We start from the raw sequence: 23,769 nt of genomic DNA, 5'->3' as shown, positions 1-23,769 counted from the left end.
CCATCGGCGTGGGGGAGGCGATGGCGACGTCGGAAAGGTTGCCTGCACATCGGGCCGTGGGGCACCGCGATGTGAAGGCGTGCCTACACGTTAGCCATTGCTGTTCATTCGGTACATTCGAATGAATCAACTAATGCGATAGGCGCAGGCTATTTCGAGCGCGTGCCCTCAGCGCTTGCCGAACAGGCCGCCGCCGAGCTTGAGCAGATCGCCGACGCCCAGCTGCCCATCGCCGTCCTGGTCCAGCACGGAGGTCAGCAGGCCACCACTGTTGGCGCTCTGCGCTTCCTGGCCGAGGGCCTGGCTGAGCTGACCCGGGTTGGCGTTGCCGCCGCTGGCGAAGCGCTGGGCGAGATAGGACATGACGATGGGGGCGAGGATGGCGAGCAGCTGGCTGGTCTTGCTGCTGTCCAGCCCGGTGGCCTGGCTCAAGCCCTGGGTGGCGCGGTCAGTGTTGCCGCCGAAGACGTGGCCGAGGATCCCGGCACCGTTGGTGGCATTGCCGCCACCGCCGCCCAGCACGCTGCCGAGCAGCCCGCCCAGATCGAAGCCGCCCGCACTGGCAGGGGCATGATCACGCTGCAGCGCGCCCAGCAGTGCCTGTGCACCTTGAGGTTCCTGCGCATTGCGGCCCATCGCGCCGAGCAGCAGGGGCAGGGCAGCGCCCACCGCGGTGCTGGCTTGGTTGGGGGCGATGCCAAGCTGCTGGGACACCTGCTGCAGGCCTTGGCCCTGCTGCAGTTGCTGGAAGAGGGACGCGGCAAGTGATTCGGTGTTCACGGCGGGCTCCGGGGCAGGGATGGGAACGGCCCGAGCATAGCGCTGCGTTCACTACGGGAATGCGAAGAATTCACGCGGGGCCGCACGGACACCCGACCAACGGTCGGGTGCTACCGGTCCTGCGGCGAGCCGGCCAGCGGCCGGCACTACCGCTATCTCAGCATGCGGTCAGAGCAGCGTCTTCAACCTGTACAGCGCTTCCAGTGCCTGCTTCGGGGTGAGCTCGTCCGGATCGATCGCAGCCAGCGCGTCCTGCGCGGCGGTGTTGGGCGCGTTGAACAGGCCGAACTGCTGCGGTGCATCCAGCGCCTGCGCGGCCACCACCGCCGATTGTGTCTCGTGGCTGCGCTGTTCCAGCTCGGCCAGGCGACGACGCGCCTGTGCGACGGTGGATTTCGGCAGGCCGGCCAATGCGGCCACCTGCAGGCCGAAGCTGCGATTGGCCGGGCCATCCTTCACCGCGTGCATGAACACCAGCGCGTCGCCATGTTCCACCGCATCCAGATGCACGTTGGCAATGCCGCTGGCGCCGCCTTCGTGCTGTTCGTCGGCCAGTGCGGTCAGCTCGAAATAGTGCGTGGCGAACAGCGTGTAGCAGCGGTTCTGATAGGCCAGATGCCGTGCGACGGCATCGGCAAGCGCCAGGCCATCATAGGTGGACGTGCCGCGGCCGATCTCGTCCATCAGCACCAGCGACTGTGCGCTGGCGTGATGCAGGATGTAGCTGGTCTCGGCCATTTCGACCATGAAGGTCGACTGCCCACGAGCGAGATCGTCGCCGGCGCCGATGCGGGTCAGGATGCGGTCGATCGGGCCGATCACCGCGCGGCTGGCCGGCACGAAGCTGCCGATGTGGGCCAGCAGCACGATCAGCGCGTTCTGTCGCATGTAAGTGGATTTACCGCCCATGTTCGGGCCGGTGATGACCAGCATGCGGCGGTCCGGATGCAGGTCCAGATCGTTCGGTTCGAACGGCTGCTCGCGTACTGCTTCGACCACCGGATGACGCCCACGCTCGATCTTCAGGCACGGCGCGGTTTCCAGTTCCGGGCGCGCCCAGTCCAGCGCCTGCGCGCGTTCGGCGAAGCCGGCCAGCACGTCCAGTTCGCTCAGTGCGGCGGCACACTGCTTGAGCGGCTCGAGCCCGCTGGCGAGGATGTCCAGCAGTTGTTCGTACAGGAACTTCTCGCGGGTCAGCGAACGTTCGCGTGCGGACAGCACCTTGTCCTCGAAAGACTTCAGCTCTTCGGTGATGTAGCGCTCGGCATTGGTCAGGGTCTGGCGGCGCGTGTAATGCACCGGCGCCTTCTCGGACTGCCCTTTGCTGATCTCGATGTAGTAACCGTGCACGCGGTTGTAGCCGACCTTCAGCGTGGCGATGCCGCTGCTGATGCGCTCGCGCTGTTCCAGATCGATCAGGAACTGGTCCGCATGCGTGGAGAGGCGACGCAGTTCGTCCAGCTCGGCGTCGTAGCCTTCGGCGATCACGCCGCCATCGCTGAGCTTCAGCGGCGGGGTCGGGGCGATCGCGCTGGCCAGCAGATGCGCGCACTCGTCATGCGAGCCCAGTGCAGCGTGCAGCGCGATCAGCCGCGGCGAATCCAGCGGTGCGAGCACCGCGCGCACCTCGGGCAGCAGGCCCAGGCCATCGCGCAGCGTGGAGAAATCGCGCGGGCGCGCCGAGCGCAGGGCCACGCGGGTGAGGATGCGTTCCAGATCGCCCAGCGCCCGGAAGGCATCGCGCACGTCGCCATCGGCGCCGCGATCGATCAGTGTGGCGACCGCATCGTGGCGATGCACCAGCACTTCGCGCAGGCGCAGCGGGCGGTGCAGCCAGCGCCGCAGCAGGCGACCGCCCATCGGCGTCACCGTGGTATCGAGCACGCCGAGCAGGGTGTTGCGGGTATCGCCATCGACCCGCGTATCCAGCTCCAGATGGCGGCGCGTGGCCGCGTTCATGGCGATGGCTTCGCTCGCGGTTTCGGTGGCGATCGCGGTGAGGTGCGGCAGGCGTTGCTTCTGGGTTTCTTCGACATAGCCGAGCAGGGCACCGGCGGCCGCGGTGGCGCGTGGCTTGTCGTCGATGCCGAAGCCGGTCAGGTCATGCAGCTTGAAGAAGTTCAGCAGCTGTCGGCGGCCGCTGTCGGCATCGAACAGCCACGGCGCGCGGCGACGGATGCCACTGCGGTACTGCAGGAAGGCCGGCCAGTTTTCTTCATCGGGCACCAGCAGCTCGGCCGGCTCCAGACGCGCGAGCTCTGCTTCCAGCGCGTCCTCCGAATCCACCTCGTTGACCAGGAAGCGGCCGCCGGCCAGATCAGCCCACGCCAGGCCATAGCCGTTCTTCCCCCGCGAGAGGGCCATCAGCAGCGTGTCGCGGCGTTCATCCAGCAGCGCTTCGTCAGTGACGGTGCCGGGGGTGACGATGCGCACCACCTTGCGTTCCACCAGGCCTTTGGCCAGCGCCGGGTCGCCGATCTGCTCGCAGATCGCCACCGACTCGCCCAAGGCGACCAGACGCGCCAGGTAGCCTTCGTAGGCATGCACCGGCACCCCGGCCATCGGGATCGGCGCGCCGCCCGAGCTGCCGCGCTGGGTCAGGGTGATGTCCAGCAGCCGCGCTGCCTTGCGGGCGTCGTCGTAGAACAGCTCGTAGAAGTCGCCCATGCGGAAGAACAGCAGCAGGTCCGGGTAGTCGGACTTGGCGGCGAAAAACTGCTTCATGAGCGGAGTGTGTTCGGGCGGCTTCTGGGTCACGCGGGGTCCATCGAATAAGTCGGCGTCAGGGGGCGGCGCCGGGTGGGCCATTGTAGGGGAGGGGGCTGTGCCCGGGTGCGTGGTAGATTCGCGGCAGTCTCCGTGCAAGGAAAGCATCGTGATCGCATCGCTGCCGTGGGTTCCACTCGTTCTGGCCGGATTGGCCGCTTCCGCCGCTGTGCAGGTGCAGGCGGCGCCCCCGACGGGTGAGGTACGCATGCCGCCTGCGCCGCATTGCCTGGATGCGCGTGGCGTGCGCCAGGTGGAGCAGGCAACGCCCGGTTCCATCGCGGTGCGAGGCGCCAATGGGCAGGCGTATCGGGTGGACTTCAGCGCGGACTGTCCGGGCATCAACGCGGCGGCCGAGGTGCGCCTGGATGCACCCGCCGGGTGGGCCTGCGGTCGCCCCAGTGAACAGGTGACGGTAGACGGGCACCGTTGTGCGATCAGCGCGGTCAGCGTGATCGACAACCGTGACTTCGCCGAGGCGGCGCGCGAAAGCAGCCGCCAGTTCGCGACGACCCTGCCGACGGTGACCGTCACCGGCAGCGCAGGTCAGCGCAGCAGCCCGCGACGCACGTTCCATGGCACGCCGGAGTTCTGTTTCGCCACGCGCAATGTGCGCAGCTGGAGTGAAGACCCGCAGGGTGTGGTGGTGGAAACCAACCCGCGCCGTAACGGGGGGCATCGCTTCTACCGGGTGGAACTCGGCGGCAGCTGCAGCATCCTGGCGGGGGCAAATGAGGTCGACTTCCAGTCCGGCTTCCAGAATGGCCTGATCTGTGGCAATCCCGGCGACCGCATCGTCATGGCGTCCTCCGGCATCCAGGGCGATGGCCGCTCCAGCACGCCACGCTTCGCTCGCCCGGGGTGCGCGGTGATGGCGGTCTATCCGAAGCAATAGGCGCGAGAGGGTGTGCAGGCTTTCCGGTGGTATGGCCCTCGAGCGCGTGTACGCCAGTCTCATCACACTGGCTGTGCCCTGAACTCCGCGAGGCGTGTTGACGCGACGTGGACGCATATTCACCCCGGCTTGCCCTTGGCAGGCAGACACTCAGGCCATGTTCCATAAACAGGGATCGACCATGAAGACGAGCATCCGCGTGTTGTGCCTGGGCAGTCTGCTCGCTGTATCGGCCGTCGCCGGGGCCCAGACCTATGGCCCGAAGGACGAAGGGCGCCGCTTCAACGACGGCAGCAAAGTGGTATGCCACAACGTCGAGGTGCAGCGTAATTCCAAGGATCCCAACCGGATAACCGGCACCGCGACCGGCGCAGTGGTGGGGGGGCTGCTGGGCAACCAGGTCGGCGGTGGCAACGGCAAGAAGCTCGCCACGGTGGCCGGTGCGGTGGCAGGCGGTGCCGCAGGTCGCCAGATCCAGGGCAACCAGCAGTCGAAGAACGGTGACCGCGTGGTCGAGCGTCGCTGCGAGCGTCAGTACCGCTGATCACAACGTTCGTAGCCCAAGGCGCGGCAATCTTGCCTTGGCAAGACGAAAAAAGGCGACCTCCTGGTCGCCTTTTCCATGAGTGGCTCTCGAGACATCAGCGGTACCGACTCCATCGCACCGTTGCCATCGCTGCCGCGCCCGGCGTGGTCGGCGGTGTTTCGCAGATGCCCGGGTTGTAGTGGTTGTCGCCATTCTGTGGAACGATCACCTGTGCGCCACCCTGCTGCACCGTGGTGCTGCTCCCCGGGGCATTGGTGCCGACGGTCAGGCTGCCGTGGATCACGGTGGTCTGTGCGGCGGTAGCCAGGGTCGAGCCGAGGATCACATTGCCGTGGATTTCCCACCCGGAGAGCTGTGCACCGCTTTCAGTGACCAGCGCGACATTGCCGATCGGCAGGCCGCGGTGCGAGGCGCCGGCGGTATCCGTCCATGCGGTGAACTGCGATGAGGTGCCGGTCTTGTCGCACAGGTTGCCCGGGTAGAAGTCACCATCGCAGAGCAGGGCCGGGGTGGAGAAGTTCGGGGCGATCAGCTTGTCATGACCCGACTGCGTCAGCGTTACGTAGCCCTTGGTGATCAAGGCACTGAGCAGATCGCGGTTGCCATCGCTGTCGCGCAGCTCGGTGCCATCGATCTTGAGCGCGTTGTCGAACCAGAAGACCCCGCGTGGCAGATGGGTCAGGCCGGTGATGGTCCAGGCGCTGGTCGCGGTCTTGTCGCGGAAGCAGTGCGCGGCCGCATTGCCGGCCTGGTTCCAGTTGCAGGTCAGGAACTGCGCGCCGCTGGCAGGCAGGCGGCGCACGTCCTGGGTGGCGAGGTTGTAGACGCCATCGATCGACGCGCCCGAGGCGCTGCGCACGTTGCGGATGGTCAGGTGCGGCGCGTTGTCGATCCACTCGAAGATGTAGTTGGCACTGCCCCGGTAGGCGGTGACGTCGATCGCATCCACGCGCGTATCGCAGAACGGAATGCCGGGCAGGCCGGGGCTGGTGCCGGTCTGCTGGGTCCGCAGGCCGGGCATTGCCGCGCCGATGTTCGGAACTGCCTGGCGGGCCGTACCGTACTTCAATTGACCTGCGACATTGCCGGTGCTGACCGACGGGAAACTCCAGTAGAGGCCGGCCTGGGTAGCGGTGATGTCGCCTCCGCCCACCAGCGTCCCGATGGTGCCGGTGACAATGTCCAGGTCGCCATTGGCCAGGATGGTGGTGTAACGGCCGCCCCAGCCACTGATCGTCAGGTAGTGGCCCCACAGCTGGTCGATGGTGAGGGTCGCCAGATGGATGGTGCCGCCAGCGATGCGGGTGGAGCGGAAACTGAGCTGGTCGTCGAGCGGCGAGGTGCCGTCGCCGGCGATGCGCTGTGCTGCTGCGGCACCGGTGACGATGCCCGTGGTGGCGTCGATGCTCACCGAGGCCATGTCCAGCAGGAACACGTCGCCGCTTGCCAGCGTGATGACGATCCGTCCGGTGCCCAACGGGGACACCGTGCCGACGCTCCAGGGCAGGGCACCGGTCACGGTCGATGCGATGAGCTTGCCGCCCAGTTCGGTGGTGCCGATCAACGTCGCACCGTTGTAGACATTGGCGGTGAACGCGCCGGCCTTGACCGCGGCGTAGTTGCCGCCACTGACACCGCTGCCGATCGTCACATCGCGTCCCCACAGCGTGGTGTTGCTGGGGTTGGCCATCTGGTTGATGTGGATGGTGCCCTGCGAGTGGACATGCCCACCGCTGAGGATGCCGCCGCCGCTGAGCGTGACATTGCCCTTCGCACAGCCGGAGAAGGTCGCCTGGCTGGCGCTGGACAGGGTGATGTCGCCTGCCACCGCGATGTTCTCGAAGCCAGCGGGATTGACCACGCCAAGCGAGCCGCCCGTGATGTTGAGGTCACCGTTGAACACCATCGGTGCGGCCGGGATGCTCGCGCACACCGGCGTGTTGGTGCCGCCCTGGCTGCCCGGGGTGATGTCATACAGCACTTCCACGGTCGCGCTGGTGGTCGTGCTGCCGCTGCCGGACAACGCGGTGATCGTCGCCGAGACCTGGTACTGATTACCGGTGCCGCTCAGCGCGGTGATGCGTGCGTTGCCATCCGGAATGCCGATGTCGGCAAGGCCGGTCACGGTGGCGGGAAGCGGCAGGCCGCCACTGGACTGGCCCCACAGCGCCATCGTGGCCGGATCCACGCCGAGCAGATAGCGACGCAGTACTTCCACACCGCGCCACGCCGCTGCCTGTGCCGAGGTCACCGAATGGGTGGTGACCTGGCGTTGCTGGTTGCCGCGCAGCGAATAGACCGAGGCCGCGACCGTGACCGATACCGCCAGGCCCACCATCAAGATGATCCAGAGCGTGGCCATGCCTTTCTGTCTGGCAGGGCCAGGCGAATGCATCCGTTTCATCGCAGGGCGTCCCATCATGTGGCGGGGGTGAAGGCGAGGTTGGGCAGGCAGACCGAGAACAGCACGTCGTCGACGGATTGGCGCAGGGTGATGCGCTGGCCCGCCTGCTCGACGGTGTCCTGTTGCTGATAGGGCATGCAGGTATCGGCGACGGCATGGAAGGCGTAGCCGCCCTGGAGGGTCAGCGCACCTATTTCGCGCTCAGCGCCGTCATAGGTGGTGCCATCCTTGCGTGTGGGCTCGAAGAAGGCGGCTTCGGAGGCAACCGGCTGCAGTTGGTTGCTGGACCAGCTCAGGCCCACCACGCTGCTGCAGGCTTTCGGTGCCAGGCGATACAGGCCACGCGCGGGGCCCCCTTCTTCGTCGCTGTCGACCAGGCGCAGGCCGGCGCATTGGTCGGCCTGGCCGAGCTCGTGCTTGAAGCGCCAGCTGACCTGTTTGCCATCGCTGCTGACCGACAGCCGGGTGTCCAGCCCGTCCTGCATCGGAATGCCGAAGCCGGCTTCCTGCAGCTCTGACTGTGCCGCCAGCAGCGCGGAGGACACCTGTCCATCGCGCAGCGCCGAACGCGAAGCGTTGCCCGATGACTCGATGATGTTCTTGTACAGCACCAGCATCGCGGCGATGGTCAGCAGTGAAATCACCAGCCCCACCATCATGCTGATCAAGCTCTGGCCGGATTGCCGGTAGCGCGTGGTCATGCGCATCACTGGTGGCTCGACAGCAGAAGATCGACCGCGCCCGCGCCGGCAGTGTCGCCGTCCAGCTCCAGATCGGCGGCTGACACGGTCAGTCCCACCTGGCGCGGTGCATCCACGTCGATCGCGGTGCCGCCCAGACCCACGCTGAGCGTTTGCACCGCCCCACACTGGACGCTGGCGTTACGGCTGAGCTCGGCCGAAAGGGTGAGGTCCACCGTGCCGCTGTCGCACAGCGCGGTGCCGCGGCTCTGCAGTTGTTCGCGCAGTTGGCCGACCACCAGCCGCTCGACCTTGGTCGCCCGTTGGGTGTCCATCAGCCGGGCCTGCACGTGTACCAGACCGGCAGCGATCAGCGATGTGATCAACACCCCGACCAGCGCTTCCAGCAGCATCTCACCGCGCTGTCGGCGCGGCGACCTGCGCAGCTCACAACATGTCGACATAAAGCGGATCCTGGTTGGCGAGTCCCACGGCGATCTGGCCCAGCGTGCCGCTGCTGTCACTGCAGCCTCCGGCTCCAGGCAGGCGCAGGCCGCGCGAATCGAAATTGATGCAGTCCAAGGTCGGGTTGCTGCTCGTGCCCATGCTGCCGGCATCGGCGAAACCGCCGCCGTCCACCAGCTTGAAGGTCACGTCCTGGCGGACGACGGCGGACCAGAGCGGCGTGTCGTTGTCCGGCACCACGACCTCCAGCCGGCCGTTGCTCAGGCGCAGCGTGGCCGAGGGCTCCGCTGCGCGGCGCGCGGACGGGTTGCGCAGTGCCATCGCGCGCGCCTGCGACACGGCTTCCCACATCAACCCGCGCGCCTGCATCTGGCGGTTGCTGTTGACCCAGTACTGCCCCAGCGGGAGGGCCGCCATCAACAGCATGGCCATGATGAAGATGCCGATCATCAACTCGATCAGGGTGACGCCGCGTTGGCGAAGCGGAGCCATGGTCGTTACCAGGCGTCAACGCCGACAGCGCCACAGGCGCTGCTGACGCTTCGCTGGTTGCTGTCGGTCAGGGTCAGGGTGCAGCCACTGGCGCTGCCAAGCGTGCTGCCACCCTCGGCCGTCAAGCTGTAGCCGCCATTTGTCGTCGCGTACCCGAAGGTGAAATCGGCGCTGCTCGCGGCCGGCGTCCAGCCACGTTTCGCGGCCGTGGCATCGGCGGGGTAGCTCAGGGTGCGCTGGCGGACGTTCTCGACGTTGGCTGACAGGGCGAGGAGGTCGCTCTGCGCCAACCGGATCTTGGAGCGCAGCACATAGTTCCGGTACGACGGCAGCGCAATGGCGGCCAGAATGGCGATGATCGCCACCACCACCATCAGCTCAAGGAGCGTGAAGCCGCGCATGCCGCGCCGCGAACGAGGTGCCACTACGGTATCCATCAACGCCTGCCTTCCCTGGGGCCTGGAGCCGTCACTGCGACACGCCACACGACAGGCGCACGGCCTGCAGGCGGATGTCTCCGGTACGCCTGGATGCGCTCAGGACCCCAATTCCCGAGAAGCAGCCGGCAGACAGTGGCGGAGTTACGTTTGTGAGGAATTTCACACTTTATTAGCGGCTGACGCCCGGTGTCAATCGAAATTGGTGCGGCGCAGCGTCGCACCGCAAAGGGCGTTGCGCGTGCGTCGGCCCCGTCAGCGCAGCGGTGGGCTGCCGGCCAGGGTCCGCGCCCCGGTGATGATCATTCGCAGCATCTGTGTCAGCTGATCGATCAATTCGGGGTCTTTTTCCGGTGGCAGGTCCACTGCGGTGGCGCCCATGGCAAAGACCAGCCGGGTGATCGCCTTGGAGGCCAGCGCCGGTTCGTGCAGGCGCGCGCCGTCGGCGGCGGCGAGGCGGATGAGGTCGACCCGCAGTTCGTCTTCGAAGTAGTTCAGTTCGCGATCGACCGCGTGCTTGAACGCATCCGAGCCGGCCGTGCCTTCGCGCAGCAGCACGTGCAGCAGGCGGTCATCGGCACGCAGCTGCTCCATGAAGGTTTCCACCGAGAGCCGGATCACGCTGCGGTCCGAGGAGGCCGCGCGCTGGCGGGCCTCGCCGATGATCGTACGCAGCGAGCGGCCGGCCAGGTCGATCAGCGCCACGGTGAGTTCGTCCATGTCGCGGAACTGACGGTAGAACGAGTTCGGGGCGATCCCGGCTTCACGCGCGACCTCGCGCAGGCTCAACGTGGAGACGCTGCGGTGCGGCCCGATGAGGGCCAATGCCGCGGCCAGCAGATCCTCGCGTGAGATGGAGGCTTTGCGCGCGGGATGGGCGTCGTCGGAGGCAGGCAGGGGCAGGTCTGGGGAGGTCATCGGGGGCAGGGCGGTCAAGTCCCTGAATCATAGCGGGTCCGGGAGGTGTACACCTGTATACACAGCTGTATGCTCGGCCGTATAGTGCGCAGCATGAGCACCGTCCCGCGCATTGCTGCCCGCCGTCACCCCGCCAGCCCCCGCCGCTGGGTCTCCGAAGAGCTGTTCGACTTCTGGGGGACCCGCCTGCATCCGCTGTGGACGCTGCGCCGCCCGTTGGCCCGTCTGGTGTCGCGCACCGCCGAAAGCGCAGATGCCGTCACCCTGGTGCTCAAGCCCAACCGTCATTTCCGCGGGCTGCTGCCCGGCCAGCACGTCACCTTGGGCGTGGAAGTCGATGGCCGTCGGTTGTCGCGCAGTTACAGCCCGACCGTGCTGGCCGACGGACGCCTGGCGATCACCGTCAAGACGATCGCTGGCGGTGCCGTCAGCCAGCATCTGGCCCATGCCGCGGTAACGGGTGAGGTGTTCGAGCTCGGCCAGGCGTTCGGTGAGATGACCTTGCCGGCAGCCTCCAGCGAGCGCTTGTTACTGCTCGCCGCCGGCAGCGGCATCACCCCGATGCGCGCACTGCTGCGCCAGCTCGATGACGCCGGGATGCCGGGGACGGTGGATCTGGTGTACTGGGCACGCCGCCGCGAAGAACTCTGCTTCGCCGAGGAGCTCGCCGCGATGGCAGAACGCCATCCGTCTTTCGACCTGCACATCGCGCTGACCCGCGACCCCGCTGCACCGGCGTCGCGCGTGGATGCATTCGCCTTCGAGGCGCTGGGGGATCTGAGCAGCGCCCGCACTCTGGTATGCGGCCCGGGCGGGTTCGTGGATGCGGCGCAGGCGCGGCTGCAGGACCAGGTTGCTTCGCTGCAGTCCGAAGCCTTCACCCCGCCGGTGCTGGCGGGTGCGGAAACGGGCACGGTGCAGGTCGAACTGCGCCGCAGTGGCCGCACGCTTGCCCTGCCGCGCGGCACCTCCCTGCTCCAGGCGCTGGAGGCCGAAGGGCTGCGCCCGGCCAGTGGCTGCCGCATGGGCATCTGCAATACCTGTGTCTGCGGGAAGGTATCCGGCGTCACCCGCCACACCTTGACCGGCGAACACGCGGCCGAACCGGCTACGCAAGTAAAGCTGTGCGTGAACAGCGCCAGCACCGACCTGATCCTGGAGCTGTGACCATGTCTTCCGTGCACAACCGCGCGCTGTCCCCGGCCGAACTGCAGGCCTTCGGCGATGAACTCGATGCCCTGCGCGCACGCCAGCTGGCCACGCTCGGCGCGCGCGATGCGCGCTACATCCGTCGCGTCGTGGCCGCAGTGCGCTGGACCGGCGTGGCCGGCCGCGCGCTGCTGTTCCTGGGTGCGTTCGTGCACAGCGTGCTGATTCCGGCGTGGATTGCCGGTGTGGTGATGCTGGCGCTGTCCAAGATCCTGGAAAACATGGAGCTGGCGCACAACGTGATTCATGGCCAGTACGACTGGATGGGCGACCCGCAGCTGCAGGGCAGCACGTACGAGTGGGATATCGTCGGCACCGCCGACAGCTGGCGCAAGACCCACAACTTCCGCCATCACACCTACACCAATGTGCGCGGATTGGACGACGATATCGGTTACGGGCTGCTGCGCATTTTCCCCGAGCAGCGCTGGCGCCCGTTCTACCTGATGCAGCCGGTCGTGGCGGTGGTGTTCGCGCTGCTGTTCGAATGGGGCATCGCGATCCAGGACCTGCGCCTGGGCCGCGTGTTTGCCGGCAAGATGACGCTCAAGCAGCTGGGCAAGCAGTTCCGCCCGGTCGGCCGCAAGATGGGCAAGCAGATGTTCAAGGACTACCTGCTGTTCCCGGCACTGGCCGGTCCGTTCTTCCTGCCGGTGCTGCTGGGCAACGTGGTGGCCAACCTGATCCGCAACGTGTGGACCTACGTGATCATCTTCTGCGGTCATTTCACCGCCGAGGCCGAGACGTTCCCGAAGGAATGCGTGCGCGATGAGAGTCGCGGCCACTGGTATCTGCGCCAGCTGCGCGGTTCGTCGAACCTGACCGGTGGCAAGCTGATGAACGTCATGTCGGGCAACCTCAGCCACCAGATCGAGCACCACTTCTATCCGGATATCCCGGCCAACCGCTATGCCGCGATCGCGGTCGAAGTGAAGGACATCTGCGCGCGCTACGGCCAGCACTACAACACCGGTTCGCTGCCGCGACAGTTCGGTCAGGTGATGTGGCGGATCGTGCGCCATGCCTTCCCGAGCAAGCCGGGCCGTGTGCGCGCGCTGCCGGCGATGACCGAGGCCAGCCGCCAGCCGGGTTGATCAGAGCGGCAGCTCCAGTTGCAGGCGCCACAGCGGTGACGCCCTGCGCTGGCGTCGCAGCTGCTCGGTGCCATCGTCGCTGACCCGCGATTGCCCGGTATGCAATGCCCGGTGCAGCGCATTGCTGAGGCTCAACCGCAATTTGCCGCGTGTGCCCAGCGTCCACAGCGAGTAGAGGTCCAGCTCGCGCCCATAGCTGGCGATCTCGAATTGGCCCGGGCTGATCTGTACCGTGCCGCCGGTACGGTAGGTGTAACTGCCGCCCACGGTCCACCCCGAGCGGATCTGACGGTCCGCCCCGAGCGTGCTGCTGAAGCGCACCTGCTCATCGAGGCGGTTGTCGGGGCCGGGCACATCCTCCACGCGCGAATCGTTGGCGGTCGCATTGAAGCGGAGCGCTACATCCGGTGCGCCGGCGATCAGCTGCGGCAGGCGCAACGCAGTATCCATCTCCACGCCCCAGGTCATCGCCGTGCCGCCGTTCACCGGTGAGGCAACCCAACGCCCGTCCTGCAGCTGGGTTTCGGTGCGGATCACATGGGTGATACGGCGGACATAGCCCCCCAGGCTGAGCTGCGTGCCGTCCTTGCCGTAGGTCTCATAGGACAGGTCCATCCCGGTCGCCAATTCCGGGCGCAGCGCCGGGTTGCCGCGTTCGTCGGGATTGAGTGGGCGGTTGTTGGTGGAGGTATACGGACGCGGGATCAGCGAGGCCAGCGTCGGTGAGCGGTAGGTGCGGGTCAGCGCGATGCGCAGCTGATCGCCTGGGGTGCCAGGGAGTTTCCAGAGCGACTGCAGCACCGGCGAAAGCACCTGCTCACGTCGGTGGATGCCGCTGAACCCGCTGCCCTCACTGCGCGTCGTGATCTGCTCCCAACGCGCCCCGGCATAGACCGACCAGCGCTCGCTGAGGGTGATGTCGTCCTGCGCGTACAGCGCCAGCCGTCGGATGCGGGCGTCGAAGGCCAGGTCACTGAACCACGCCGCTTCATCGCCGACCGGCAGCAGACGCTGCATCCGTGATTCGTCACGACGGTCCTCGCTGCCTTCCCAACCCAACTGCAGTGCATGTCGTCCGCTGGCTGGCAGGGTGTACTTGCCGGTGCTGTTGAGGTCGCCCACGGTCAGTCGCGCATCGGTATGGTCCTGCAGGTTCTGTCGACCGTCCGGCGCCTGGCCCTGCTCGCGGTAGGTATAGCGCTCGCGGTTGCCGCCCAGGCGCAGCTTGGTGGTGAACGTGCCGCCCAGCTCGAACGCACGTGTCCACGTTGCGCTGCCGTTGGCCTGTGCGACGTCGATGCGCGTGCGTTGCTGGTACCGGGTCGTGCGCAGCGGGGCACCAAGCGAGGTCATCCAGTCGATGTCGGTGACGCGGTCGAAGCGGCTGGCATCGACCACCGCCTGCAATGCAAGGGTGTCGCCGTTCTCCAGCGTGGTTTCCAGGCTGGGGGCCAGCGAAAGCACATCGCGCGTTCCGCTGGCACGCAGGGCGGTGTCGCGCAACACCGTCGGCGTCCCCTGTGGGTCCCACGCACGTTCGGTGCCGGTTTCTTCAACGAGGAACGCGCGGCGCGATGCGGTCGCCGTGATCGCGCTGCTGCGATGGCCGGCGCGCCGGTTGCGCTGCCAGCTGATCGACGGCGTATTCCGTCCCTGGCTGTTGCCCCAGGCCAACGATAGCTGCTCAGTATCCTTGCGTGCCCCAGCGGCCAGCACGATGTTGATCGAACCGGCGATCGCCTCGCCACGCTGGTCGGCCGTCGGCGCACGAAGAATCTCCACCCGCTCGACCATCTCCGGGGTGAGTGAATCCAGATCGAAGCCGGTGGGCGCCTTCTGGCCATTGAGCAGGATCTGCGTGTAGCCCGCGCCCAACCCGCGCAGCGACAGCGCGCCGCTACGGCCGGGGGCGCCGGTGCCGACGGTGATGCCAGGCAGACGCTTGAGCGCATCGACCAGGCCGAGGTCGCCGTACTGGCGCAGTGTTTCGCTGCCGACCACGATCCGGGTGGCGGTGTCATCGCGGCGGATGTCGTAGGCCTGCGCCTGCACCTGCACGGTGTCCAGCGCGGTGGTCGGCGGGGCCGCTGGCGCAGGCAGTGACTGCGCAGCGCTCGAGAACGCGGTGCATAGCGGGGCCAGGGCCAGGACGGTGCGGAACGAAGGAGTCATGGGCGATCCGTGCAGAAGGGCAGAGTTCGCATTTCGCCGGGCAATACGCGCCCCTCCTGTGGCCAGGAAAACGAAATGCAGCGGTGGTTCGGGGAGCGGCTTAGCGGGTCATGGCAGGTATGCCTGCGGATCGACGCGCTCACCATCGCGCAGCATCTCCAGATGCAGATGCGGGCCGGTCACGCGTCCGGTGCTGCCGACCCGTGCGATCTGCTCGCCGGCGTGCACCTGCTGGCCAACCGCCACGTCCACGCCCTGCAGGTGCGCATACAACGTCTGCCAGCCTTGGCCATGGTCGATCACCACGACGGTGCCGTACTGGGGACCGTCCGGGTAGGCGGTCGTGGCAGCGACAATGCGACCATCCGCAGGGGCCAGTACCGGCGTGCCGGGGCGAGCACCGAAATCGGTGCCGCGGTGCGCACGTTGCCGGATGCTGCCGGTATCGCCGAACGGGCTGGTGATGCGGGGTGCGGCCAACGGGGCCTGGAACCGGACCCCGGCAGGGGTGTCGCGTACCGGCGGCAGCGGCAGTGCGGTAACCGTCGTTGCAACGCGGATCGGGTCGGCACCGACAGCAGCCTCCCGCAGCGGACGTGCGGTACTGGCCTGCATCACCAGCAGCAGGCCGCCGGTCAGCAGCGTGCTGCCCAGCAGCAGGACGCGGCGTGGTCCCGACAGCGGTCGTGCGCCGTCGCCGTGCAACATGTGGCGGATGCGGACTTCATGTCCGGCCAGGTCGCGGTGGGTCAGTGCAGTGGATGGCGTGTGGGTCGCTGCGGTCAGCCGCAGCGTGCGGACATACGCCGCGGCGAAGTCGCGCCCACCGTGTACATCTTCGGCGAGCGCATGTGCGTCACAGCGCAGCTCGGTCGCCAACTGCACGCGTGCGCTGATCCGAAGCAGGAACGGGTTGAACCACAGCAGCGCATTGAACACCGCCATCAGTCCGGCGCGCTGCGGATCGCGGCGCGCAAGATGGGCCGCTTCATGGCCGAGGATCAGGCACAGCGCACGATCGTCCAGTTGATCCAATGCCGAGGCAGGGAGCACGATCAAGGGCTGTGGCCAGCGCACCGCGAACGGGCTCACCGGCAGCACACTGCCCCGGCACGTGATGCCCGCCGCCAGCAGACGCCGTGCTGCAGCACGGCTGCGTGGACCCGGCCATGCCGCCGTTGTGATCGGCGTGGTCGCACGGCACAGCTGGCCGGTGCGCCGCGTGCCGACCAGCACGCGCAGCAGTGCGACGCCGGCACCGATGGCATAGAGCACAGCCAGCCACGTGGCGGCAGACGGAGGTGCCCACGCGGCGGCAACGTGTGCAACGCCTGCCGCACCGGCATCGCCCAGGTCCAGCGCGACCGGCAGCGGCATGATCAAGGCCGCTGGCAACGCCACCAGCGGGGCGGGCGCCCACAGCGCTACTGCCGCGGACAGCAGTACCGGCATCACCGCCAACAGCCACAACCCCATCCAGTAGCCATACGCGGCGTGGGAGAGGCCCAACCACCGATGCAGGCGCTGGCCGGCTGCCCAGGCCAACCCGCCACCGGCCAGGGCGCCAGCGGCGTGCACCACCCAGAACCCCAGCGTCGGCAGGCTCATTCCGGGTCATCCTTGGCGGGAGCGCGCAGCAGCGCATCCAACTGCTGCAGCTCCTGCTCGCTGAGCAGGCGGCTGTCGGCGAACGCCTGTGCCGGCAACGCGCCATCGATCTCCAGCACCCGGCGGGCGAAGTCGGTGCTGAGCGCAGCCAGCGTGGCGACCTTGCCCACCTTCGCGCGGTACATGTTCAACCCATGCTCGACGGTTTCCTCCACCAGACCCTTGTCGACCATGCGCTCAAGCGTCTTGCGGGTGGAGGAGTAGGACCAGTCGAGCGCGTCGGCGGCCCCGTTATGGACTTCGCGCGCACTGCAGGCACCCTGGCGCCACAACGCTTTGAGCAGCTCCAGTTCGGCATTGGAAGGGGTAGGCGGCACGGACATGGTGATCCCGATGTGGCGAGGTGTCGCAAGTGTGCGACATGTGTCGCATTGCGTGCAAGAGGGCCGTCACCGATACTGCGTGTTCGATGCCTGCTGTGACGCACGGATAACGTCCCACATGTCTTTTGATGCGACACCTCCTGTTGCCGAGCGCCAGGAGGTCACCTGCCTGTTGCGCCGCTGGAGCGAGCAGCAGGACATTGCCGCCCGCGATCAGCTGCTTGCGTTGCTCTACACGCAGTTGCGGGGCATGGCCGTGGCCCGGCTGGGCAATCCCCGGGACGGCGTACTGCAACCGACGGTGCTCGTGCACGAAGCGCTGATGCGGATGATCGACGGTGAGGTCGGTTACCGCGACCGCGTGCACTTCCTGTCCTTGGCAGCGCTGAAGATGCGCAGCGTGCTGGTCGATCATGCCCGTGCGATGGCCGCCTCCAAGCGCGGCGGTGGTGTGGTCAATCTGACTCTGTCCTCTGCCGACCTGGAGGTCAGCCCCGACCACGATGCTTTCGAGGTGCTGGCCTTGAACCGGGCGTTGGAGGAACTGACCGCGCTGGATCCGCGCGCGGCGCGGACGGTGGAATGGATGTACTTCGGTGGCATGGGTCGCGAAGAGATCGCCATGGCGCTGGAGGTGTCGGTGCCCACGGTCGACCGCGATCTGCGCTTTGCCAAGGCGTGGTTGAACCGCCACCTGGCCGGGCCGGCGACCCGCGCATGACCGACGCTGCCCGCTGGCAGATGGTGCGCGGACTGTTCGATGCGGTCTGTGATCTGCCCGAGGCGCGCTGGCGCCCGGCGCTGCGCGCGCTGTGCGATGACCCCGCGGCGATCGACGAGACGCTGCAACTGCTGCACGCGCAGACTGGGGATCTGGGGCGGATCGAACAGGCGCTCGCGGCTGTCATGGCCGATATGGACGATCCGTCCGCACTGGTCGGGCAGCGGCTCGGGCCGTGGCGCCTCAGCCGGTTGCTGGCGGTCGGCGGGATGGGGGTGGTGTTCCTGGCCGAGCGTGCCGACGCGCTGTACCGGCGTGAGGTCGCCATCAAGCTGATGCGCCGCACGTACGATCCGGTGTTGGCCACGCGGCTGGCCAGTGAAAGCCAGATCCTGGCGGACCTGCAGCACCCGCACATCGCCCGGCTGTACGACGTCGGCGTGGCCGAGGGCGGCCAGCCGTATCTGGTGATGGAGTACGTGCAGGGCGAGCCGCTGGACGTGGCCTGCAGCACTCTCGGCCTGCCGCTGGCGGCGCGCCTGCGGCTGTTCTCGCAGATATGCCGCGCGGTGCAGGCCGCGCATTCGCAATCGGTGGTGCACTGCGACCTCAAGCCGGCCAACGTGCTGGTGCGGCCCGATGGGCAGCCGGTGCTGCTGGATTTCGGCATCGCCCATCTGCTGGGTGACGCCGGTGATGCCGTGGACTACCTCACTCCGGCCTACGCCAGTCCGGAACGGCTGGCCGGGCGACCGGCCAGCATCGCCGGCGATGTCTACAGCCTGGGCGTGATGCTGGAGACCCTGCTCAGCGATCGCGCCCCGGGCGATGGCCGCGCGGTGCCGACCGACCTGCGCGCAATCGCGGCGAAGGCGCGCGCGGCCGACCCGGTCGAACGCTATGCCTCTGCCGAGGCGCTGGCTGAAGACCTGGAACGGTATCTGGCGCATCGCCCGGTGCGCGCGCGCCGCCCCAGCCGTTGGCATCGCGCACGCCTGCTGCTGCGACGGCAGTGGCGCGTCGGCCTGGTCGCTGCGCTGGTGGCAGCGATGGGGGTGGTGTTCGTGCTGCGCCTGAGCGAGGCCCGCCGCCAGGCCGAGCAGAACGCGGTGGCCGCCGCTGGCATTGCCGATGTCCTGGTGGCCGCCTTCGATGCGGCCGATCCCGGCCTGCGCAACGGCACACCGATGACCGCCCGCGAGGTGCTCGACCTCGGTGCACGCCGGATCGAGCATGACCGCACCGTGTCGCCTGCGTTGCGCGCACGCATGCAGGCTGCGCTGGGGCGGGCCTACCAGAACCTGGGTCAACCCCAGGATGCCGAGGCCCTGCTGCGCGACAGTGTGGCCGGGCTGGTGCGTACCGGTGCGGCGGCGCACGAGATCGCCGACGCCTGGGCCAGCCTGTCGGCGCAGCAGCTCAGCGCCGGCCGTGACAAGGACGCGCTGATCAGTGCCGAGCGCGCCTTGGCGCTGCTTGATAAGGACGACGTGCCGACGGTCAGGATGAAGGCCCTCAACGCGCAGGGCCTGGCGCATGCGCAGCTGGAAGAACACGCGCCTGCCGAGCAGGCGTTCCGCGCCGCACTGGCACTGAGCCGAGGCAGCAACGACGCCCCACTGCAGCGGGGCAGCATGGCCGCGATGGCCAACCTCGGCGATCTCTACCGAAGCCAGGGAGAACTCGGCAAGGCCGAGGCGATCCTGCGCGAGGCACTGGCCGAGGCATCGCGCGAACACGGCGTGCAGGGCGCGGAATACCAGCGTGTGCTGCGCGCCTTGTCCGCCACGCTGCTCAACCAGGGCCGCATCGATGAAGCGCTGGCATTGGCCGAACGCAGTTTCGCGCTGACCCGGCAGATGTTCGGCGCGAACAGCAGCTATACCGCCTCGGCCGAGGCCGGACTGGCGGGCCAGTACCTCGATCTTGGCCGCTATCTGGCCGCCGATCAGCACTTCCGCAACAGCCTGCAGACCAGTGCCGCGGTCGATGGCGTGGACAGCCGAGCCTATACGGTCAAGCAGTACGCCCACGGCCTCATGGAGGAAGCGCGCGGCGATTACGCCCAGGCCGAGCAGAACTACCGCGCAGCGCTGACGCGCTATCGGCGCCTGCTCGGCCCCGAGCACGCCGATACCCTTGATGTGGAGATGGTGCTGGCCCGGCTGCTGCTGCGTACCCACCGGACGGCCGAAGCACAGGCGCCGCTGCAGCAGGTCGCGACCCTGTGGCGGCGCGATCTGCCCGCCGATTCACCGCAGTTGCTGGTGCTGCGGCTGGTCGAGATCGAATGGCTGATCCGGGCAGGACAACATGCCGAGGCCGGCCGGGCGCTGGCGGCGTTCGGCCAGGCCCATCCCACCCTGCCGCCCTGGCTGGCGCTGCGCATGCAGATGCAGCAGGCGCTGCTGGCCCAGCGCCGCGCCGACCCGGCGGCGGTGCCGCTGTCGGCCCAGCTGGTGGAGACCTTCACCGGTTTCTATGGTGCCGATTCCACCGCCACCGCCAAGTGGCGGGTGCCGCTGGCCGAGGCACTGCTCGACAACGGTGATGCCGCCGGCGCCCGCGCGCAGATGGCTCGGGCCCGTCCACACCTGCAGGAACTGGCTCCCTCGTCGGAATTTCTGAGTCGTATCAATGCGCTGGAGTTGCGCTTGGACAATCCGGGGCAGGGCCGCACCGGAGGGCGATAGTTCTGTGATGGTTTTCACGGTTTATCGATCAGGAGGCCGATCCCGGGCCTCATTGATCGAAGAGACGCCATGTCAAACCATCTCCATCCCGATCCCCGCGCCGTTGACGCGCTGCGTGCCTTCAGCAAGGCCTACCGCAAGGCGCGCGACTGGCACTGCTCGCCCGGGCGCGCCTGGATCGTGGCACTGCGGTTCGCCCTGACCGGTGACAGCGGCCGCTTCCGCAGCCATGGCGGCTGGATGGTCTCGCGCATCTACACGCCGCGTTGAATCCGGTCAGTCGCTCTCGCCGATCCGGCCTTCGGCCAGCGGCACCCGCGAGCCATCGAGCAGGCCACGGCTGAGCGTGCCGTTCTCGATGAACAGCAGCTCGCCGTTCTCACCGTTCTTGATGCTGCTGTCGATGGCGATGATGCGGTCGCCATGGAAGCTGCTGACATGCGGCATCGAGGTGTGGCCGACGACGATGCGGGCGAGGTCCAGCTGCTTGAGCAGGGTATGGACCTGGGCGGTGTCCATGCGGCCATCGAAGTAGCCGCGGTACCAGATCGGACTGGCCTTGCCGTCGAACAGGCGCGCAGTGTCCGGCGCGGCCTTGACCTGCTCCTTGGGCAGCCCGACCGCGGCCTGATACCCGGCATTGGTGGCATCCATATCGCGCACCAGATCCAGATTCTCCGGTGCGATGCCACCATGCAGGAACAGGGTGTCGCCGATGCGCAGCAGCACCGGGCGGGTGCGCAGCCACTGGCCGAGGGTCGAGTCCGGCCCGTACAGCGCGGGGTAGGAACGGCCGAGCAGCTGCGCGGTCCTGAGGTACGTCGGGTGGACGTAGCGCAGATCGTTGTAGAGCACCATCGTCTCGTGATTGCCGAGCACGAAGTGCACCGCGCCGCCGGCGGCCGTGGCCTGCTGCTGCAGGCTGTACAGCAGCCAGAACGCCTCGGTGACCTGCGGCCCGCGGTCGAATACATCGCCGGCCACCACCAGCGTGGCGTCGCCCAGCGACCAGCGGTCGTCACTGTCGATCACGTGGTGGGCGCGCAGCAGCTTCACCAGCAGGCGGTACTGCCCGTGGATGTCCGACAACGCGACGATCCGCGGCGTGGCGGGGAACCGCGCGACCTCGGCCGTGCGCGGTGGCAGCACGGTCAGCGCATGCGGGTAGCCACATTCGGGAGCGACTACCGTGCCCCCGTCGCGCGCCGGCAGCTCGCGGCGGATCACATGGTCGTTGCACACCCAGGCCGCCTCCAGCCCGGTGGGGGTGCGGAAGACGTAGGGGCCGTCGGCCTCGACGTGCTCGGCCGGCGCAGCCACCTCGCGCGCAGTGGCCAACAACGGCGACATCAGCAACGCCGACTGGAACAGGAGCAGGGCAGGGCGGGTCAAGGCGCGGCGGATCGACATCGGGGGTGTTCCTGTAACGGACGGCAGTGCCGCGATGCTACGCCGCACGTGCCGCTGCGGACATGCGCCATTGGTCAGCGGGTGAACGGTGCACTGAACGCCGCACCAAGTGTAATAGTCTCCGCGCAAAGCGCTGCTTACCCTGCCGGCATTGTCCAGGAGAGCTTTCATGGGTCACGACCACGACCATCTGCCCAGCGAGATCCGCCACGAGAAACCGCTGTGGTGGGCACTGGGCCTGACCACCACCTTTCTGCTGGTGGAGGTCATCGGCGCGTTCTGGACCAACAGCCTGGCGCTGTTGTCCGATGCCGCGCACATGGCCACCGACACGCTCGCATTGATGATCGCACTGGTCGCGGTCCGGCTCAGCCGGCGCCCGCCCGATGCCAAGCGCACTTACGGCTACGCGCGGCTGGAGGCGCTCGGCGCGATGATCAATGGCGGCATGCTGTTCGTGGTGGCCGGCTACATTCTGTGGGAGGCGGTGCAGCGTTTCCGCGCGCCGCAGGAGATCGCCTCCACCGGCATGCTGGCGATCGCGGTGTTCGGCCTGGTCATCAACCTGATCTCGATGCGCCTGCTGCGCGCCGGCAGCGGCGAGAGCCTCAACGTCAAGGGTGCGTATCTGGAGGTCTGGGCGGACATGCTCGGTTCGGTCGCGGTGATCGTGGGCGCGCTGCTGATCCGCTGGACCGGCTGGAAGCCGATCGATCCGATCCTGGCCGTGCTGATCGGCCTGTGGGTGCTGCCGCGCACGTGGGTGTTGATGCGCGAGGCGATCAACGTGCTGCTGGAAGGCGTGCCCAAGGGCATGGATGTCGTTGCGGTACGCAGCACCCTGTGCGCCCACGATGGGGTGGTGGATGTGCACGACCTTCACGTGTGGGCGCTGGCCTCCAGTACGCCGGCACTGACCGCGCACGTGGTGATGGGCACCGGCGTGGATGCGGACCGCCTGCGCCGCGAGCTGGGCACCCGCTTGCACGAGCAGCACGGCATCGATCATGTGACCCTGCAGATCGAGGCGGATCATTGCGGTGATCCCTGCAGCGTGGGCAGCCCGCGCGAGCGGCATGCTGATGACCATGCCGGGCACGACCACGCCGCCCATGATCATGCCGGTCATGCGCATGACCGCCACGCGCACGGCAGCAACGACAGCCGCCGCGCTGCACCGGACGCGCAGGGCCATCACGCACATCCGCATCCCTGAGGTCAGGGGAGGCCCTCCGGCGGACGGGCAGGGCAGGGTTGCCGCTACAATGCGGGTCTGCCTTGCCATCTGTCGGAGATACTGCAGTGACCCGGAAACTCGTACTGTTGCGCCACGGCCAGAGCCAGTGGAACCTGGACAACCGCTTCACCGGCTGGGTGGACGTGGAACTGACCGAGCAGGGCCGCCGCGAGGCCGCCGCCGCCGGCCGCCTGATGCGTGAAGAGGGCCTGCAGTTCGATGTAGCGCATACCTCGGTGCTCAAGCGCGCCATCCACACTCTGCAGGGTGCCCTGGCCGAACTGGACCAGGACTGGCTGCCGGTCAGCAAGAGCTGGCGCTTGAACGAGCGTCACTACGGCGGGCTGCAGGGCCTGGACAAGGCCGAGACCGCCGCCAAGCACGGCGAGGACCAGGTCAAGATCTGGCGCCGCTCCTACGACATCCCGCCGCCGGCGATGGACATCGAGGACCCGGGCCACCCGATCCATGACCGCCGCTATGCCGGCCTGGACCGCAACGCGCTGCCGGGCACCGAATCGCTGGCCACCACGCTGGACCGCGTGCTGCCGTACTGGTTCGATTCGATCGCCCCGCAGCTCAAGGACGGCAAGACCGTGCTGGTCACCGCCCACGGCAATTCGCTGCGCGCGCTGTACAAGTACCTCAACAATGTCTCGCAGGAAGCCATCCTGGAACTCAACATCCCGACCGGCATCCCGCTCCTGTTTGAACTCAACGACGACCTGACGGTGCAGTCGTTCCGCTACCTGGGCGACCCGGAAGCGGCCCGCAAGGCGGCTGAGGCCGTGGCGAACCAGGGCAAGGCGAAATAACAACGAAAGGCCGGCGCAAGCCGGCCTTTTCGCCTGACTCTGG

21 protein-coding genes are annotated in these 23,769 nt (G+C 67.7%); 9 read left to right on the top strand and 12 right to left on the bottom strand.

Features of this window, described 5'->3' with window-relative positions:
• Window positions 1–168: 168 nt before the first annotated feature.
• Both K4043_RS11145 and mutS read right to left on the bottom strand, forming a co-directional pair.
• Window positions 169–780, bottom strand: a complete 612-nt coding sequence (locus K4043_RS11145; RefSeq protein ID WP_265309378.1) for a DUF937 domain-containing protein — start codon at window positions 778–780, stop codon at window positions 169–171.
• A gap of 168 nt (window positions 781–948) precedes the next feature.
• Window positions 949–3,504, bottom strand: a complete 2,556-nt coding sequence (gene mutS / locus K4043_RS11140) for a DNA mismatch repair protein MutS (protein WP_265309377.1) — start codon at window positions 3,502–3,504, stop codon at window positions 949–951.
• 151 nt (window positions 3,505–3,655) lie between these two features.
• Between mutS and K4043_RS11135 the strand changes: the two genes are divergently transcribed.
• Together K4043_RS11135 and K4043_RS11130 are read left to right on the top strand one after the other, a co-directional pair.
• Complete coding sequence (locus K4043_RS11135; RefSeq protein WP_265309376.1) at window positions 3,656–4,441, top strand: DUF6491 family protein; 786 nt, start codon at window positions 3,656–3,658, stop codon at window positions 4,439–4,441.
• Window positions 4,442–4,622: 181 nt separating this feature from the next.
• Window positions 4,623–4,985 carry a glycine zipper 2TM domain-containing protein gene (locus K4043_RS11130; RefSeq protein WP_019184476.1) on the top strand — a complete coding sequence of 121 codons (363 nt, stop codon included), beginning with the start codon at window positions 4,623–4,625 and terminating at the stop codon, window positions 4,983–4,985.
• Window positions 4,986–5,082: 97 nt separating this feature from the next.
• Here the strand turns inward: K4043_RS11130 and K4043_RS11125 are convergent, their stop codons facing one another.
• The 6 genes from K4043_RS11125 to fabR form a co-directional block, all read right to left on the bottom strand.
• Window positions 5,083–7,350 carry a hypothetical protein gene (locus K4043_RS11125; protein ID WP_265309375.1) on the bottom strand — a complete coding sequence of 756 codons (2,268 nt, stop codon included), beginning with the start codon at window positions 7,348–7,350 and terminating at the stop codon, window positions 5,083–5,085.
• Window positions 7,351–7,406: 56 nt separating this feature from the next.
• Window positions 7,407–8,093 carry a hypothetical protein gene (locus K4043_RS11120; protein WP_265309374.1) on the bottom strand — a complete coding sequence of 229 codons (687 nt, stop codon included), beginning with the start codon at window positions 8,091–8,093 and terminating at the stop codon, window positions 7,407–7,409.
• A gap of 5 nt (window positions 8,094–8,098) precedes the next feature.
• Window positions 8,099–8,536: a hypothetical protein gene (locus K4043_RS11115; protein WP_148045905.1), complete on the bottom strand. Its 438-nt coding sequence runs from the start codon at window positions 8,534–8,536 to the stop codon at window positions 8,099–8,101.
• Window positions 8,520–9,029 (bottom strand): prepilin-type N-terminal cleavage/methylation domain-containing protein, encoded by a 510-nt coding sequence (locus tag K4043_RS11110; protein ID WP_265309373.1) that lies wholly within the window; start codon window positions 9,027–9,029, stop codon window positions 8,520–8,522. Before K4043_RS11110 ends, K4043_RS11115 begins: the two co-directional genes overlap by 17 nt.
• 5 nt (window positions 9,030–9,034) lie before the next feature.
• Window positions 9,035–9,454, bottom strand: coding sequence for a type IV pilin protein (locus K4043_RS11105; protein WP_321160142.1), 420 nt, complete (start codon window positions 9,452–9,454; stop codon window positions 9,035–9,037).
• A 267-nt stretch (window positions 9,455–9,721) separates the two neighbouring features.
• A complete protein-coding gene (gene fabR / locus K4043_RS11100; RefSeq protein ID WP_123729694.1) occupies window positions 9,722–10,384 on the bottom strand; it encodes an HTH-type transcriptional repressor FabR in 663 nt (220 codons plus the stop codon).
• Window positions 10,385–10,477: 93 nt separating this feature from the next.
• Between fabR and K4043_RS11095 the strand changes: the two genes are divergently transcribed.
• Window positions 10,478–11,551: a ferredoxin reductase gene (locus K4043_RS11095; protein ID WP_265309372.1), complete on the top strand. Its 1,074-nt coding sequence runs from the start codon at window positions 10,478–10,480 to the stop codon at window positions 11,549–11,551.
• A 2-nt stretch (window positions 11,552–11,553) separates the two neighbouring features.
• A complete protein-coding gene (locus tag K4043_RS11090; RefSeq protein WP_123728700.1) occupies window positions 11,554–12,687 on the top strand; it encodes an acyl-CoA desaturase in 1,134 nt (377 codons plus the stop codon).
• On the opposite strand, the gene K4043_RS11085 is transcribed toward K4043_RS11090, so the two are convergent.
• The 3 genes from K4043_RS11085 to K4043_RS11075 form a co-directional block, all read right to left on the bottom strand.
• Window positions 12,688–14,859, bottom strand: a complete 2,172-nt coding sequence (locus K4043_RS11085) for a TonB-dependent receptor (RefSeq protein WP_265309371.1) — start codon at window positions 14,857–14,859, stop codon at window positions 12,688–12,690.
• A gap of 108 nt (window positions 14,860–14,967) precedes the next feature.
• Window positions 14,968–16,467, bottom strand: coding sequence for a M23/M56 family metallopeptidase (locus K4043_RS11080; RefSeq protein ID WP_265309370.1), 1,500 nt, complete (start codon window positions 16,465–16,467; stop codon window positions 14,968–14,970).
• Complete coding sequence (locus K4043_RS11075) at window positions 16,464–16,850, bottom strand: BlaI/MecI/CopY family transcriptional regulator (RefSeq protein WP_123728703.1); 387 nt, start codon at window positions 16,848–16,850, stop codon at window positions 16,464–16,466. Before K4043_RS11075 ends, K4043_RS11080 begins: the two co-directional genes overlap by 4 nt.
• 118 nt (window positions 16,851–16,968) lie before the next feature.
• Between K4043_RS11075 and K4043_RS11070 the strand changes: the two genes are divergently transcribed.
• From K4043_RS11070 to K4043_RS11060, 3 genes are all read left to right on the top strand, one after another.
• A complete protein-coding gene (locus tag K4043_RS11070) occupies window positions 16,969–17,571 on the top strand; it encodes an ECF-type sigma factor (protein WP_265309369.1) in 603 nt (200 codons plus the stop codon).
• Entirely contained in the window at window positions 17,568–20,264 is a 2,697-nt protein-coding gene (locus K4043_RS11065; protein ID WP_265309368.1) for a serine/threonine-protein kinase, read from the top strand. Before K4043_RS11070 ends, K4043_RS11065 begins: the two co-directional genes overlap by 4 nt.
• Window positions 20,265–20,333: 69 nt before the next feature.
• A complete protein-coding gene (locus K4043_RS11060; protein WP_265309367.1) occupies window positions 20,334–20,534 on the top strand; it encodes a hypothetical protein in 201 nt (66 codons plus the stop codon).
• A gap of 6 nt (window positions 20,535–20,540) precedes the next feature.
• Here the strand turns inward: K4043_RS11060 and K4043_RS11055 are convergent, their stop codons facing one another.
• Window positions 20,541–21,674: a metallophosphoesterase gene (locus tag K4043_RS11055; RefSeq protein WP_265309366.1), complete on the bottom strand. Its 1,134-nt coding sequence runs from the start codon at window positions 21,672–21,674 to the stop codon at window positions 20,541–20,543.
• A gap of 169 nt (window positions 21,675–21,843) precedes the next feature.
• On the opposite strand from K4043_RS11055, the gene K4043_RS11050 reads away from it, so the two are divergent.
• Entirely contained in the window at window positions 21,844–22,890 is a 1,047-nt protein-coding gene (locus K4043_RS11050) for a cation diffusion facilitator family transporter (RefSeq protein WP_265309365.1), read from the top strand.
• Between the two features lie 86 nt (window positions 22,891–22,976).
• Window positions 22,977–23,726: a 2,3-diphosphoglycerate-dependent phosphoglycerate mutase gene (gene gpmA / locus K4043_RS11045; protein WP_070426899.1), complete on the top strand. Its 750-nt coding sequence runs from the start codon at window positions 22,977–22,979 to the stop codon at window positions 23,724–23,726.
• Window positions 23,727–23,769: the final 43 nt, after the last annotated feature.

It is taken from the genome of Stenotrophomonas sp. SRS1, from assembly GCF_026130205.1.
Classification (GTDB): Bacteria; Pseudomonadota; Gammaproteobacteria; order Xanthomonadales; family Xanthomonadaceae; genus Stenotrophomonas; species Stenotrophomonas rhizophila_B.
This window is presented reverse-complemented; position numbering and strand designations above follow the sequence as displayed.

Excerpts from the sequence above, each read along its gene's own strand:
- mutS (WP_265309377.1), bottom strand. The coding sequence starts at position 3,504 with ATGAAGCAGTTTTTCGCCGCCAAGTCCGACTACCCGGACCTGCTGCTG.
- K4043_RS11130 (WP_019184476.1), top strand. The coding sequence starts at position 4,623 with ATGAAGACGAGCATCCGCGTGTTGTGCCTGGGCAGTCTGCTCGCTGTA.
- K4043_RS11125 (WP_265309375.1), bottom strand. The coding sequence starts at position 7,350 with ATGGCCACGCTCTGGATCATCTTGATGGTGGGCCTGGCGGTATCGGTC.
- K4043_RS11120 (WP_265309374.1), bottom strand. The coding sequence starts at position 8,093 with ATGACCACGCGCTACCGGCAATCCGGCCAGAGCTTGATCAGCATGATG.
- K4043_RS11115 (WP_148045905.1), bottom strand. The coding sequence starts at position 8,536 with ATGTCGACATGTTGTGAGCTGCGCAGGTCGCCGCGCCGACAGCGCGGT.
- K4043_RS11110 (WP_265309373.1), bottom strand. The coding sequence starts at position 9,029 with ATGGCTCCGCTTCGCCAACGCGGCGTCACCCTGATCGAGTTGATGATC.
- fabR (WP_123729694.1), bottom strand. The coding sequence starts at position 10,384 with ATGACCTCCCCAGACCTGCCCCTGCCTGCCTCCGACGACGCCCATCCC.
- K4043_RS11095 (WP_265309372.1), top strand. The coding sequence starts at position 10,478 with ATGAGCACCGTCCCGCGCATTGCTGCCCGCCGTCACCCCGCCAGCCCC.
- K4043_RS11090 (WP_123728700.1), top strand. The coding sequence starts at position 11,554 with ATGTCTTCCGTGCACAACCGCGCGCTGTCCCCGGCCGAACTGCAGGCC.
- K4043_RS11085 (WP_265309371.1), bottom strand. The coding sequence starts at position 14,859 with ATGACTCCTTCGTTCCGCACCGTCCTGGCCCTGGCCCCGCTATGCACC.
- K4043_RS11080 (WP_265309370.1), bottom strand. The coding sequence starts at position 16,467 with ATGAGCCTGCCGACGCTGGGGTTCTGGGTGGTGCACGCCGCTGGCGCC.
- K4043_RS11075 (WP_123728703.1), bottom strand. The coding sequence starts at position 16,850 with ATGTCCGTGCCGCCTACCCCTTCCAATGCCGAACTGGAGCTGCTCAAA.
- K4043_RS11070 (WP_265309369.1), top strand. The coding sequence starts at position 16,969 with ATGTCTTTTGATGCGACACCTCCTGTTGCCGAGCGCCAGGAGGTCACC.
- K4043_RS11065 (WP_265309368.1), top strand. The coding sequence starts at position 17,568 with ATGACCGACGCTGCCCGCTGGCAGATGGTGCGCGGACTGTTCGATGCG.
- K4043_RS11060 (WP_265309367.1), top strand. The coding sequence starts at position 20,334 with ATGTCAAACCATCTCCATCCCGATCCCCGCGCCGTTGACGCGCTGCGT.
- K4043_RS11055 (WP_265309366.1), bottom strand. The coding sequence starts at position 21,674 with ATGTCGATCCGCCGCGCCTTGACCCGCCCTGCCCTGCTCCTGTTCCAG.
- K4043_RS11050 (WP_265309365.1), top strand. The coding sequence starts at position 21,844 with ATGGGTCACGACCACGACCATCTGCCCAGCGAGATCCGCCACGAGAAA.